This is a genomic window from Streptomyces sp. NPDC004539, assembly GCF_040610055.1.
Classification (GTDB): Bacteria; Actinomycetota; Actinomycetes; order Streptomycetales; family Streptomycetaceae; genus Streptomyces.
Genome location: NZ_JBEXLS010000002.1, coordinates 484958 through 498768, shown reverse-complemented (window position 1 = coordinate 498768; position 13811 = coordinate 484958). Strand labels below are relative to the sequence as shown.

The following is a 13811-nucleotide window of genomic DNA, read 5'->3' as shown; positions in this document are numbered from 1 at the left end:
CACCTTGGCGGTTGGCTCCACCTTGCTAGCAGTACCCCCCTCGGCCGGTGCCGTGACGCCGGTGGCCGAGGTGTCGCCGTACGCGGCACAGACCATCGACAACATCGGGGCCTCCGGGGCCTGGTGGGTCAACGACCTCCAGCATTTCAACCCCGACGTCCAGGCTCGGGTCGCTCGGCTCCTGTTCTCCGAGCAGGGCTTGGACCTGAGCAGTTACCGCTACAACATCGGCGGCGGGGGCACGGCGGTCACCACGCCCTCCCGTGCCCCGCAGGACTTCCTGAAGCCCGACGGCACGTACGACTGGACCCGTGACAAGGGCGGGCGGACCTTCCTCAAGTACGCGGCGAAGTACGGCGTCGAGGACCTGATCGCGTTCGTGAACAGCGCGCCGGCCGCCTGGAAGACCAACGGGCAGAGCTGCGGCGGGTACTTGAAGGAGGAGAACACCGCCGACTTCGCGCGGTACGTCGCCGACGTGACCGCCCATTTCGCCCGCCAGGGTCAACGCTTCGACTACATCAGCCCGTTCAACGAGCCGACGAACAGCTTCGACTCCTGCGGTCAGGAGGGCATGCTGGTCCCGGTCGCCCAACGGGACGACATCGTGCGGGCGTTGGGCGCCGAGCAGCGGGCGCGCGGGCAGCGCACGGGGATCATCGCGGACGAGTCGAGCAGCACGACCGGCTTCAACTCCGAGGTCCCGCAGTGGATCTCGCAGCCCGGGACCGCGCAGTACGTGTCGAAGCTGGCGCACCACACGTACAACAACCCGGGCGACGACCAGCGGGCGAAGGTCTACGAGACGTCCAAGTCGGTCGGCAAGGAGTCCTGGTCGACGGAGATCTGCTGCTTCGGGCAGGGCGGTACGGGCTGGGCGAAGGAGTACGACCCGACGATCGAGGGCGGGCTGAACCTGTCCCGGATCATCTACAAGGACTTCGCCGTCGCACACGACTCGGCGTTCCAGTGGTGGGTGGCCCTGTCGGAGATGATCGGCTCCGATCCGTACGCGAAGAACGGTGACGGCTGGAACGACGGCCTGATCTACTACGACCCGGACTACGCGGCGAACGGCAACCAGACGCTGTACTTCACGAAGCGGTACTACGTCCTGGGCCAGTACAGCAAGTTCGTGAAGCCGGGGTCCGTCGCGCACAACGTGACGGGGGTGCCGTCCGGGGTCGAGGCCACCGCCTACGACCGGAACGGACAGTGGGTCGTCGTGGTGAACAACCACAACACGACGGAAACCGCTCTCGACCTGCGTTTCCACAGCAGGACGCCGGTCCGGGCACGGGAGGCGGTCCGCACCTCCGCCGACGAGAACTGGGCACGCGCCGCCCGCCCCGCCGTCCACGACGGCACCCTGTCGGCGACGCTCGCGCCGCGCTCGGTGACGACGTACGTCCTCGACCAGCGCCGCCACACCGAACCGACCGCCCTCACCGGCACCCTGACGGGCCGTCAGTCCGGCAAGTGCCTCGCGGCGGACGCCTCGGGGGCGCGGCTCGCGACCTGCTCGGCGGACGGCCCGACGTGGTCGTACGACGCGCGGGGCGGACTCAAGGGGGCCGACGGCTATCTGAGCGTGGGGAGTTCGGGGCTGACGACGGCTCCCGAGGTCGCCGGGGACGCCGAGAGGTGGCTGCTCAACGCCAATGGGCAGATCGTCTCCGAGAGCTCGGGCAAGTGTCTGGACGTGAGCGGTCAGGCGACCGCGGAAGGGAGCAGGGTGATTCTCTACACCTGCACCGGAGGAACCAACCAAGCCTGGACCAAGAGCTAGTCACCCCAGGTCGGAGGGCCGCCGGCGGCGTACGCGGGCGGTCCTCAACTCCCCTGCCCCGGTCGGCCGTTCGTGATACCGAACAGTCACAACGCTTCGAACAGACTTTGTTCAACCCCTTGCCGAAGCCTTAGCCGAAGGTTAACGTCCCGCTCCGCAGCGCTTTCGAGCCAGAGCGCCGGAGCCGTTGTGTCGCAGCCGCACTCAAGACAAGGACGTCAAGCATGTCGGCATCGAGCATGAGCAACTGGAATCGTCGATCCGTCCTGCGGGCCGCCATGGGTCTGGCCGCCGCCGGCGGGCTGGCCGCGTGCGGCGGCAACACCGGGCGCAGCGGCGGCTCCGGTTCGGGCAAGAACCTCGTCCAGTACTTCCACGCCTACGGCGAGGACGGCGTCGAGGCGGCGGTGAAGCGGTACGCGAAGGCGTACAAGGAGGCCAACGTCTCCACGCAGTGGATCACCGGCTCCAACTTCGAGCAGAAGCTGTTCGCCGCGCTGCTCACCGACAACGCGCCCGACGTCTTCGAGTTCCACCCGCAGATCCAGCTCGTCAAGAGCGGTCAGGTGGCCGATCTGACCGACATCATCGCGCCGGTCAAGAGCGACTTCAACCAGGCCGACATCACCTCGCACACGGTCGACGGCAAGATCTACGGCGTCCGCATGATCGACGACCCGCAGTTCTTCTTCTACCGCCCCTCGCTGTTCGAGAAGGCGAAGATCCAGGTCCCGACGACGCTCGACGAGCTGATAGAGGCCACGAAGGCGCTCACCACGAGCAAGGTCAAGGGCGCCTACCTGGGCAACGACCTCACCCCGCTCCAGTCCCCGCTGATCTGGTCGGCCGGCGCCGACACGCTGACCGCGGACAACAAGCCCGCGTTCAACACGGACGCGGTCGCGGCCGGCTTCAAGCAGATGCGCGGCCTGTTCACGAGCGGCAACCTGCTGCTGGGCGCGCCGACCGACTGGTGGGACCCGTCGGCGTTCACGCAGGGTCTGACGGCGATCCAGTGGTGCGGCATGTGGGCGATGCCGGTCATGCAGAAGGCGCTCGGCGACGACATCGGCATCTTCCCGTTCCCGAAGGTCGGCGCGGCCGGCAAGCAGTCGGTCGTCAACGGCGGCTGGTCGATGTTCGTCAACGCCAAGGGCAAGAACGTCGAGGCGGCCAAGGAGTACGTGAAGTGGCTGTGGATCGACCAGAAGCAGTACCAGGAGGACTTCTCGACCTCCTACGGCTTCCACATCCCGCCGCGCACCTCGCTCGCGCAGAGCGCCACGAAGCTCAAGACGGGTCTGCCGGCCGAGGGCGTCAAGCTCTTCAACGAGTTCGGGCACTTCGACAACATCGGCTGGACGCAGGCGATGATCTCGTCGATCAACGACGTCGTCGCGAACTCCATCCGTAAGGGCGACGACCCGAAGGCCCAGCTCGCCGCCGCCGAGAAGAAGGTCGACGCCGAGCTCAAGAAGCTCTTCGGATAGACCGGCCGGGAACCCGACATGTCGACCACCACCACGCGGAAGGCCGCCGCCTCCGCCTCGTCCCCGGCCCCCTCGGGCCGGCGGCCGAGGCGGGGGTTCGCCGCCTCCCCCACCGCGAACTTCTGGCTCTTCACCGGGCCCTTCCTGATCGGCCTGGTGATCTTCGTCTTCGTGCCGATCGGCTGGAGCCTGTGGCTCAGCTTCTTCGAGGCACGCTTCACCGTCACGCCGAGCGAGTTCGTCGGCTTCGACAACTACAAGCAGATCCTGACCGACGTCGACTTCCGCAACTCGCTGGTCACGTTCACCGTCTTCGCCGCGTTCATCGTGCCGCTCACCTGGGCGGTCTCGCTGGGGCTCGCGCTGATGGTGAACCGGATCAGGTTCATGCGGGCGTTCTTCCGCTCGGCGTTCTTCCTGCCGACCGCGGTGAGCTACGTCGCCGCCTCGCTGATCTGGAAGATGTCCATGTTCAACGGGGTGCGCTTCGGCCTCGCGAACACGGTCATCGGCTGGTTCGGCGTCGACAACATCGCCTGGCTCGCCAGCCCCGACCCGCCGTGGTACTGGCTGGTCATCGTCACCGTACGACTGTGGCTCCAGTCGGGTTTCTACATGATCCTGTTCATCGCGGCGCTCCAGAACATCCCGAAGGAGCTGTACGAGGCCGCGGCCATCGACGGCGCCAAGCCGGGCTGGCAGACGTTCCGCTACATCACGCTGCCCCAGCTGAGGGCCACCTCGACGGCCGTGATCCTGCTCCTGCTGATCGCCGCCTACCAGGCGTTCGACGAGTTCTTCAACCTGCTGTCCAAGGCCACCTGGGGCCAGCCGCCGTTGGTGGAGCTCTACAAGATGGCGCTCGGTGAGAACCAGAACTACGGCGTCGGCAGCGCGGGCGCGGTCGTCCTGACCCTGCTGATCTGCGCCGTCACCCTGGTCCAGGGCAAGATCATGGGCTTCGGCCGGGGGGAGGAGTCGAAGTGACCACCACCGCACCCGACGTACGCGAGCGGAAGTCCCGCAGGCGCGGCGGCGTCCTCGGCAACACGGGGCTGTACATCGCGACCTCCGTGGCCGCGCTGCTCTTCCTGATCCCCTTCTATCTGATCGTCCGCAACGCGCTGATGACGGACCAGGAGATCACCGGCGAGAACTGGAAGTGGTTCCCGACCAGCATCCAGTGGAGCAACGTCCGCGAGCTGTTCGACGACCCGACGGTCGATTTCGCGCGCTCGCTGTGGAACTCGGCGGTCGTCGCCGTGCTGTCGACGACGGGCATCCTGCTGGTGTGCTCGCTGGCCGGGTACGGCCTCGCGCGCATCCCGTACAAGCACGCCAACAAGGTGTTCTACGTCGTCCTCGCGACCCTGATGGTTCCGACGGCCGTCACCTTCGTGCCCAGTTTCGTCCTCGTCTCGTCCCTCGGCTGGGTGGACTCTTACCGGGGTCTGATCGTTCCGGGGCTGTTCAGCGGTTTCACCTGTTTCCTGTTCCGGCAGTACTTCCTGGGGTTCCCCAAGGAGCTGGAGGAGGCGGCGCGGGTGGACGGGCTCGGCTACTGGGGCGCGTACTGGCGTGTCGTGGTGCCGAACTCGCTGAACTTCTTCGCGGCCATGGCGACCATCACGTTCATCAACGGCTGGAACTCCTTCCTCTGGCCCCTGGTCATCGGGCAAGATCCCAGTTCGTGGACGGTGCAGGTCGCGCTGTCCTCGTACATGACCAACCAGACCGTGAACTACCACCTGATCTTCATGGCCACGGCCGTGTCGATCCTCCCGCTGGTGTTCGTCTTCCTCTTCCTGCAACGCTGGCTGGTGCAGGGAATCGCACAGACGGGTATCAAGGGCTGAGCTAGGAGACCGATGTCTTTCCGCACCACCTCCACGGACGTCGACTACGTCGAGGACGTCGCACCGGGCCGCGGGGCGCTGCCGCCGCGGGCCTGGTACGCGTCGTCGGACGCGGCCACGCTGTCGCTGAACGGCCCCTGGCGGTTCCGGCTTCTCGCGACGGCCGGCGCCGAGGACGACGCGTTCGCGGCGCCCGGATACGACGCCGGGGGGTGGGCGGAGGTCTCGGTCCCCGGGCACTGGGTGCTCCAGGGCCACGGCGCCCCGATCTACACGAACGTCCTCTACCCGTTCCCGGTCGACCCGCCGCACGTCCCGACCGAGAACCCCACCGGTGACCACCTCCGCGTCTTCGACCTGCCCGCCGACTGGCCGGCCGGCGGGGACGTCCGCCTGCGTTTCGACGGCGTGGAGTCCTGCGCCCGGGTCTGGCTGAACGGCACGGAACTGGGCGAGTTCAAGGGCTCCCGGCTCGCCCACGAGTTCTCGGTGGGAGGGCTGCTGCGGCCGGAAGGCAACGTTGTCGCGGTCCGCGTCCACCAGTGGTCGGCGGGCTCCTACCTGGAGGACCAGGACCAGTGGTGGCTCCCCGGGATCTTCCGTGACGTCACCCTCCTGCACCGCCCCGAGGGGGCCGTACAGGACTTCTCTGTAACCGCTTCCTACGACCACACCGCCGGCACCGGCACCCTGCGCGTCGACTCGGACGTCCCCGGCCGCGTGACCGTCCCGGAGCTGGACCTCGACATCGAGACCGGCGCGTCCGTCTCGGTGGCCGTGGCCCCGTGGACCGCCGAGACCCCGAGGCTGTACGACGCCGTCCTCGCCACCGCCGGTGAGCGCGTCCCCCTGCGGATCGGGTTCCGGACCGTCGCCCTGGACGACGGGCTGATCAAGGTCAACGGGACGCCGATCCTCTTCAAGGGCGTCAACCGGCACGAGTGGCACCCCGAGCGGGGCCGCGCGCTGGACCTGGCGACGATGCGCGAGGACGTGCTGCTCATGAAACGGCACAACATCAACGCGGTGCGCACCTCCCACTACCCGCCGCACCCGGCGTTCCTGGACCTGTGCGACGAGTACGGCCTCTGGGTGATCGACGAGTGCGACCTGGAGACGCACGGCTTCGTCGAGCAGAAGTGGCGGGACAACCCGGTCGACGACGACCGCTGGACCCCGGCCCTCCTCGACCGGGCCGAGCGGATGGTCGAGCGCGACAAGAACCACCCCTCGATCGTGTTCTGGTCGCTGGGCAACGAGGCCGGCACCGGGCGCGGGCTGACCGCGATGGCCGAGTGGATTCACGGCCGGGACTCCTCGCGGCTCGTGCACTACGAGGGCGACTGGTCGAGCCGGGACACCGACGTCTACTCGCGGATGTACGCCTTCCACGACGAGACCGAGGAGATCGGCAAGCACCTCGACGGGGGCACCGGCAAACGGCGTGAACTCCCCTTCATCCAGTGCGAGTACGCGCACGCGATGGGCAACGGCCCGGGTGGACTCGTCGACTACCAGCGGCTGTTCGAGAAGTACGACCGCCTCCAGGGCGGGTTCATCTGGGAGTGGATCGACCACGGCATCGTCCACGAGGAGTTCGGGTACGCGTACGGCGGTGACTTCGGCGAGGAGCTGCACGACGGGAACTTCGTCTGCGACGGCCTGATCTTCCCCGACCGCACGCCCTCCCCCGGGCTCCTGGAGTTCAAGAAGGTCATCGAGCCGGTGTCCTTCGTGGGCGGCGCGGGCACGGTCACCGTCACCAACAAGCAGGATTTCGCGGACCTTTCGGCGTTCGCGTTCTCCTGGGCGTTCCAGGTCGACGGTGAGGAGGCCGCCTCCGGTCCGCTGGAGGTGCCCGCGCTCGCGGCCGGCGCGTCGGCGGACGTGAAGCTGCCGCCGGTGCCGTCCGTGGACGTGCCGGAGGGCGCGGAGACGGGGTGGACGGTGCGTGCCGTGCTGGCCGCCGACACCCTGTGGGGTGCGCGGGGCCATGAGGTCGCGTGGGGTCAAGTACCGGTCGCGGAGCGGGTGTTGCCCTCGCTGGGGGCGGCGGTCTCACCGGTCGTCGACGGGGCGCGGATCACGTTCGGGCCGGGTGTCTTCGACGCCCGTACGGGTGCGTTGCTCTCGATCGGCGCGGTGCCGGTGACGGGCGGGCTGAGGCTCGACGTGTGGCGGGCGACGACCGACAACGACAACGGCACCGAGTGGCACTCCGGGATCAACTACAGCGAGCTGTGGCGCAAGCTGGGCCTGCACCGGATGCGGCACCGGATCGACGCGGTGGAGGTCGAGGGGGACGCGCTGACCGTGCGGACCCGGGTCGCGCCGGCCGCCGCGGAGGCCGGGCTCGCGACCGTGTACCGGTGGACGTCGGACGGGGAGCGGCTGAGGCTCGCGGTGTCGGTGACGCCCGAGGGCCGGTGGACGGTGCCGCTGCCCCGGCTCGGGGTGCGGTTCGGGCTGCCCGGTACGACGGACGCCGTGCGCTGGTTCGGCGGGGGGCCGCTGGAGGCGTACCCGGACACCCGGGAGGCGTCGCGGATCGGGGCGTGGGAGTCGACGGTCGACGCGCTCCAGACGCCGTACGTGTACCCGCAGGAAAATGGGTCGCGGGCCGATGTGCGCAGGGCTACGCTGGGCGGGCTCCAGGTCGAGGGCGACCCGGAGTTCTGGTTCACGGCCCGCCGTTGGACCACCGAGGAGCTGGACGCCGCCCGCCACCGCACCGACCTGGTGCCGGGCGAGACGGTGTGGGTCCACCTGGACCACGCGGCGCACGGCGTGGGCACACAAGCCTGCGGACCCCGGCCGCTCCCGCAGTACGTACTGGAGGCCGCGCCCGCCGAGTTCTCGTTCGTGTTCTCGGAAGCCGGGTGATCCCCGGAGCCGTGTGACCCGCACGGCCCCGATCCGCACGGTCTCCCCCCATCCCTTCCCGAGGCCGGCCCGGCACCCTCCGGGCCGGCCTCGGCCGTGCGCCTGCCACCCCCCGCAGCTCTCGCTTTCCCTTCGTATCCGTCCCTGTGTTGTATGGAGGCTCATCGAGTGAGCGGCAGCATCGAGGTGCGCGGGCTGTCCCGCACCTTCCAGACCACTGTCCGCCGGCCGGGTTTCGCGGGCGCCCTGCGCTCGCTGGTCGACCCCGAGCGGGTCGTCAAACACGCCGTCGCGGACGTCACCTTCGACGTCGACGAGGGCGAACTCCTCGCCCTGCTGGGCCCGAACGGCGCGGGCAAGTCCACGACCATCAAGATGCTGACCGGCATCCTCACCCCCACCTCGGGCGAGGCGAAGGTCGCGGGTGTCGTCCCCTACCGCGAGCGGGAGCGCAACGCCCGCAACATCGGCGCCGTGTTCGGGCAGCGCACCCAGCTGTGGTGGGACCTCCCGGTCCGCGAGTCGTTCATGATCCTGCGGGACATCTACGAGGTCCCGGGTCCCGAACACGCGGCGCGGCTCAAGGAGTTCGACGAGCTGCTCGACCTGTCGTCGTTCTGGGGCACCCGGGTGCGCCATCTCTCGCTGGGCCAGCGGGTGCGCTGCGATCTGGCGGCGGCGCTGCTGCACGACCCGGCGGTGGTCTTCCTCGACGAGCCGACGATCGGCATGGACGTCGTCGTCAAGGAGCAGGTCCGGGAGTTCCTGCGGTACCAGGTCGAACAGCGGGGCCGTACGGTCCTGTTGACGACGCACGACATGACGGAGGTCGAACGCCTCGCGGAGCGCGTGGTGCTGATCAATCACGGGCGGCTGATGCTGGACGGCCCGCTGGAGGACATCCGGCGCAAGTTCGGTTCGACCTGGCAGGTGCGGGCCACGCTCGCCGACCCGCACACCGAGGTGACCCCGCTGCGCGGGATAGCCGTCGTCCAACATGAAGGCCCCGTCGTCGTGTTCGGCCCGGACGGACCGGACGCGCCGACCGTCAACCAGGCGCTCAAGGCGGTCATCGAGCGGTACGAGGTGACGGACGTCGCCCTCGACGAGGCCGACCTCGAAGACGTCATGCGGGCCGCCTACGCCCACACGGAGGACGGGCGATGAGCGGGTACGCGTGGCGCGCGGCGCGCGTCACCCCGCTGGGCGAGCTGTACGCGCCGCCCCGGATGACGGGGGCGCTGCTGCGGCTGACCGTGCAGATCGTGCTGGTCGCGTCGTTGTGGCACGGCCTGTACGCGCAGTCCGGGACGACCGCCGGGCTCGACCGGGGGCAGGCGGTGACGTACGCGGTGCTGGCCGTACTCAGCTCCCGTATCCGGGAGTTGGACCGGTACTCGGGGCGGGACACCGTCCAGCAGCACGTCCACTACGGGACGATCGTCTACTGGTGGATGCGGCCGATGCCGCCCCGCCGCTACTACGCGCTGCGGGCGCTGGGCGAGCAACTGTACGGGTTCACCTGGGCGTTGACCGGGTACGCGGTGTGTCTCGCGGCGGGTGTCGTCGATCCGCCGAAGTCGGCTGCCGTGGCGGGGGTGTTCGTCCTCAGTCTGCTGCTCGGGCAGTGGGTGCTCTACTACATCATGCTGGTCATCGACCAGTGGTGTTTCTGGGCGCTGCGCAACGGGGCCGCGCTGATGATCCTGCTCTTCGCGCAGAACCTGCTCTCCGGGGTGTACGCGCCGCTGTGGTTCTTCCCCGACTGGTTCGTGACGCTCAGCTCCTATCTGCCGTTCCAGGCGACGCTGAGCGTTCCGCTGTCCCTGTACATCGGGCGCATCCCGCTGTCCGACGCCGGTTTCCAACTCGCCGTCCAGGCGGGCTGGGTGGCCGGTCTCGCCCTGTTCACCCGGTTCCTGTGGTCGCGTGCCGCCCGCAGGGTCGTCGCGCAAGGAGGCTGATCCGCATGGGCTCCGTAGTGAAGGCGACGCGGATCATGTGGCGGATCACGCGCCTCAACTTCCGTGCGCAGTTGGAGTACCGGGCCGAGTTCCTGCTGATGATCGCGATCGGCGCGGTCTGGCAGGTGTCGGTCATCGTGTTCGCGACCGTCCTGCTGACCCGGTTCAGCGGGATGGGCGGCTGGGACAGCCGGGACGTCCTGATGATCCCGGCGATCCGGATGCTGGCCCACGGCCTGTTCGTGCTCTTCCTCGGGCGGGTGCACGGGCTGGGCCGGTTCATCCAGGAGGGGAAGATCGACGCGTATCTGCTGCGTCCGCTCCCCGTGTACCGGCAGGTGCAGCTGGAGTACTTCCCCACCAACGCCATCGGTGACCTGACGGTCGCGGTCGGCCTGATGATCGGCGCGCTGAGCCGCAGCTCGCTCGACTGGGATCTGGCCCGGGTCGGCTATCTCATCGCCGCCGTCCTCGGGGGGATGCTCCTGGAGGCGGCCCTGTTCACCCTGGTCGCCTGCGCCTCGCTCCGCTTCCCGGCGGCCGACTACTGGGGGCGCTGGCTGGAGGAGCTGCTCGGCACGTTCGGCAGCTACCCGCTCAACGTCCTTCCCCGCGCGGTCGGGGGGCTGCTGACGTACGGCCTTCCGCTCGCCTTCGTCGCGTACTTCCCGGCGGCGGTCCTGACCGGGCACGGGCACGGGACGGTCGTCCCGTACTGGCTGGCGGCGGCTTCGCCGTTGCTGGGGTTGCTGGCGTATCTGGGGACGCGGGTGCTGTGGCGGTGGAGTCTGCGGCACTACAGCGGGGTGAACGGCTGAGCGATCCAGGTGGTGGGCCGGCCGGCTGAGCGGGGGCCGGTAGCCGGTTGATCGGTGCGGGGGTCCGTCGGTTTCGGCGGGCCCCCGCTTCCTCATGTGGTGCGGTAGGCCCGCAGGAACGCTGCCACACCGCCCCTGACCAGCGTTTCCGTGTCCTCCTTCGGGAGCGGCAGGACGCCGTAGTGGGTGCGCATCGTGAGGGAGTGGGAGGTCAGGGCGACGAAGTGGGCAGCGGTGAGGCCGGGGTCGCCGTGGACGTCGAGAAGGTCCGCGTCGGCGAGGCCCTGGAACGCCTCGGTGAGGGCGGCGGTGACCGGTCCGGGGCCGGCCGCGTGCCAGGCGTCGAGGACCTCGCGCGGGACGTGGTCGACCTCGGCGTGGATGTGCCGGACCAGGGCGAAGTGGTCGGCGTACCGGGTGAGGAGGCCGACGAACTCCTCGGCGAGGGCGAGGAGATCGCGCTCCAGGTTGTCGGGGTGCGGGGGTCTGCCGGGGGGCAGCACCGAGTTGAGGCAGGCCAGTTGCGCGTCCTTCACCTCGGACGACGTCCAGGTGACGACCGTCCGGAACAGCTCGGCCTTGCCGCCGGGGAAGTGGTTGTACAGCGTGCGCGTCGAGACGCCGGCCGCCGCCGCGACCGCGTCGATCGAGGCGCGCGTGTAGCCCTCGCGGCCGAAAAGCGTGCAGGCGGCGCCCGCCATCGCGGCCCACTTCTGGACCTTGCGGGGCGAGTGGTCCGCCAGAGCGGCCTCCCACCGGGCGTCGTTGGTCGTGCCCACGCCGTCACCTCGTCCTTCCACCGTTCCGTGTCCCGCCAAGCGTCGCACTTCCGAGCGCTCCCCCGTCCCGCTGAACAACGCTCGTTGTGTTTTCGACAACGCTCGTTGTACTTTACCCGACGTGAGCTCGCCCCGGCGCTCGGACCGGGGCACGAACAGGGGGACACCCATGCCCGCAGCAACCGATTCCACAACTCCCCTCCGCGTCGCCGTGATCGTCGGCAGCGTCCGCGAGGGCCGCCAGGGCCGCGCCGTCACGGACTGGTTCCTGCGTGTCGCGACCGCGTACGACGGACTGGAGCCGGACGTCGTCGACCTCGCGGACGTCGACCTGCCGACGGTGATGCCGGACTGGGGCAGCGGGGCGAGTCCCGCCGCGCGCGCCGCACTGGCCGGCGTGTACCCACGGCTGGCCGCCGCCGACGCGTTCGTCGTCGTCACGCCCGAGTACAACCACAGCTTCCCTGCCTCGCTGAAGAACTTCCTCGACTGGACGGGGCAGCAGTGGCAGGCCAAGCCGGTCGGCTTCGTCTCGTACGGCGGGCTCGCGGGCGGTGTCCGCGCGGTGGAGCATCTGCGGCAGGTGGTCGCCGAGTTGCACGCCGTGAGCGTGCGGGACGCGGTGAGCCTGCACGGCCCATGGTCCGGGCTCGGGGAGGACGGGGAGCCGCGCGACGGCGCCGTGTGCGAGGGGGCGGCGAAGGGGATGTTGGGGCAACTGCTTTGGTGGGGGCGGGCGTTGCGGTCCGCTCGGGCCGAACACCCGTACCAGGGCTGAGGGGTGAGGAACGAGGGGATCGGGGACGAGGGGATGAGGTCGTCCGGGACGGGTGTCGCCGTCTCACCGGCGGCGGCTCTCAACCGTACGCTCGGTGTCGTCCTCGTCGGCTCGCTCATGGTCGTCCTCGACGGGACGATCGTCGTCGTCGCGCTGCCGAGTCTGTCGGGCGCGTTCCACGCCTCGCTGGCGACGATCCAGTGGACGCTCACCGGGTACACGCTCGCGCTGGCCGCCGTGATCCCGACGGCGGCGTGGGTGATGGCCCGGCTGGGCGCCAAGCGCGCCTATCTGCTGGCGCTCGCCGTGTTCACCGGGGGCTCCGTGCTTGCCGCGTTCTCCTGGAGCGCGGGTGCGCTGATCGCGTTCCGGGTGGTCCAGGGGTTCGGGGGCGGGCTGTTGATGCCGGTCGGCATGGCGATGGCGCTCTCGCTGGCCGACCGGGAGCGGTTCGGGCGGACGATGGCGCTGGTCGGGCTGCCCGTCCTGATCGGCCCGGTGTCCGGGCCCGTGCTGGGCGGCTGGCTCGTCGACGCCGCGTCCTGGCACTGGATCTTCCTGGTCAACCTGCCGGTCGGCGCGCTGGCGCTGGCTCTCGCCGCCCGGCTCCTGACCCCCGACACGCCTCGGGCCGGCGCCGTCCCCCGACTCGACGCGCGGGGGCTGGTGTTGCTGCCGCCGGGGCTGGCGCTGCTGCTGTTCGGGCTCGCCCGGGGCGCGGAGCGCGGGGAGTTCGGGGCGCCGGGGGTGCTGGCGCCGACGGTCGCCGGCGTCGTCCTCGTCGGGGCCTTCGTACGGCATGCCTTGACGGTGCGTCAGCCTCTGCTGGATCTGCGGCTGTTGGGGGACCGGACGTTCGCGGTCGGGATCGGGACGCTCGCGTTGTTCGCCTGCGGGTACTTCGGGTCGGCGCTGCTCGGGCCCATGTACTGGCAGGGGGTGCGGGGTTGGGGGGCCACGGAGACGGGGTTGCTGGGGGTGCCGGTGGGGATCGCGATCGGGGGGACGATGCAGGTCGCGGTGCGGAGTGTGGACCGGGTGTCGCCTCGGATGCTGGTCGTCTGCGGGGCGGTGCTGGCGTCGGCCGGGATGGCGGGGACCGGGGTGCAGGTGGGGATCGAGGGGGTGGCCGCGTGGCGGGTCGTCTCGACGATGGTGGTGATGGGGGTCGGGGTCGGGATGGTGATGATGCCGACGATGGCCGCCGCGAGCCGGGAGCTGCCGAAGGAGCGGATGGGGGCGGCGAGTACGGCGCTCACGATCAACCAGCAGGTGGCGGCGTCCGTGGGGACCGCCTTCTTCTCCGTCCTGTTGGGGTCGGTGGGGGTCAGCGCGACGGGGTTCCGGACGGTGTTTCTGGTGGCGGCGGTGCTGCCCGCGCTGGCGGTGGTTCCGGCGCTGCGGTTGCCGGGGCGGCGGGCTGGGGGCGGGAGTTGAGGCCGCTCCCGGGACTG

The 13811-nt window shown here is 69.8% G+C and carries 11 protein-coding genes; 10 read left to right on the top strand and 1 reads right to left on the bottom strand.

What is annotated here, in order from left to right; all coding sequences use genetic code 11:
* The first annotated feature begins 22 nt into the window (after nt 1-22).
* The 8 genes from ABZX85_RS05895 to ABZX85_RS05860 all read left to right on the top strand — a co-directional run bounded on the left by ABZX85_RS05895 (nt 23) and on the right by ABZX85_RS05860 (nt 10800).
* Nucleotides 23-1789, top strand: coding sequence for a glycoside hydrolase (locus ABZX85_RS05895; RefSeq protein ID WP_355862792.1), 1767 nt, complete (start codon nt 23-25; stop codon nt 1787-1789).
* Nucleotides 1790-2013: 224 nt separating this feature from the next.
* Nucleotides 2014-3279 carry a sugar ABC transporter substrate-binding protein gene (locus ABZX85_RS05890; protein WP_355862790.1) on the top strand — a complete coding sequence of 422 codons (1266 nt, stop codon included), beginning with the start codon at nt 2014-2016 and terminating at the stop codon, nt 3277-3279.
* An 18-nt stretch (nt 3280-3297) separates the two neighbouring features.
* Complete coding sequence (locus tag ABZX85_RS05885) at nt 3298-4266, top strand: sugar ABC transporter permease (protein ID WP_355862788.1); 969 nt, start codon at nt 3298-3300, stop codon at nt 4264-4266.
* Entirely contained in the window at nt 4263-5135 is an 873-nt protein-coding gene (locus tag ABZX85_RS05880; protein WP_355862786.1) for a carbohydrate ABC transporter permease, read from the top strand. The genes ABZX85_RS05885 and ABZX85_RS05880 overlap by 4 nt, the downstream gene beginning before the upstream one ends.
* A gap of 12 nt (nt 5136-5147) precedes the next feature.
* Entirely contained in the window at nt 5148-8018 is a 2871-nt protein-coding gene (locus tag ABZX85_RS05875; protein ID WP_355862785.1) for a glycoside hydrolase family 2 TIM barrel-domain containing protein, read from the top strand.
* Between the two features lie 168 nt (nt 8019-8186).
* On the top strand, nt 8187-9185 hold the full coding sequence (locus tag ABZX85_RS05870; protein ID WP_355862784.1) for an ATP-binding cassette domain-containing protein: 999 nt from the start codon (nt 8187-8189) through the stop codon (nt 9183-9185).
* Nucleotides 9182-9982, top strand: a complete 801-nt coding sequence (locus ABZX85_RS05865; RefSeq protein ID WP_355862782.1) for an ABC-2 family transporter protein — start codon at nt 9182-9184, stop codon at nt 9980-9982. The genes ABZX85_RS05870 and ABZX85_RS05865 overlap by 4 nt, the downstream gene beginning before the upstream one ends.
* 5 nt (nt 9983-9987) lie before the next feature.
* Nucleotides 9988-10800, top strand: coding sequence for an ABC-2 family transporter protein (locus tag ABZX85_RS05860; protein ID WP_355862780.1), 813 nt, complete (start codon nt 9988-9990; stop codon nt 10798-10800).
* 92 nt (nt 10801-10892) lie between these two features.
* On the opposite strand, the gene ABZX85_RS05855 is transcribed toward ABZX85_RS05860, so the two are convergent.
* A complete protein-coding gene (locus ABZX85_RS05855; protein WP_355862778.1) occupies nt 10893-11579 on the bottom strand; it encodes a TetR/AcrR family transcriptional regulator in 687 nt (228 codons plus the stop codon).
* Nucleotides 11580-11748: 169 nt separating this feature from the next.
* On the opposite strand from ABZX85_RS05855, the gene ABZX85_RS05850 reads away from it, so the two are divergent.
* The gene (locus ABZX85_RS05850) at nt 11749-12357 is read left to right on the top strand and encodes an NAD(P)H-dependent oxidoreductase (RefSeq protein WP_355862776.1); all 609 of its coding nucleotides are present in this window, start codon (nt 11749-11751) and stop codon (nt 12355-12357) included.
* Nucleotides 12358-12390: 33 nt separating this feature from the next.
* Nucleotides 12391-13794, top strand: coding sequence for a DHA2 family efflux MFS transporter permease subunit (locus tag ABZX85_RS05845; protein WP_355862774.1), 1404 nt, complete (start codon nt 12391-12393; stop codon nt 13792-13794).
* Nucleotides 13795-13811 lie beyond the last annotated feature (17 nt).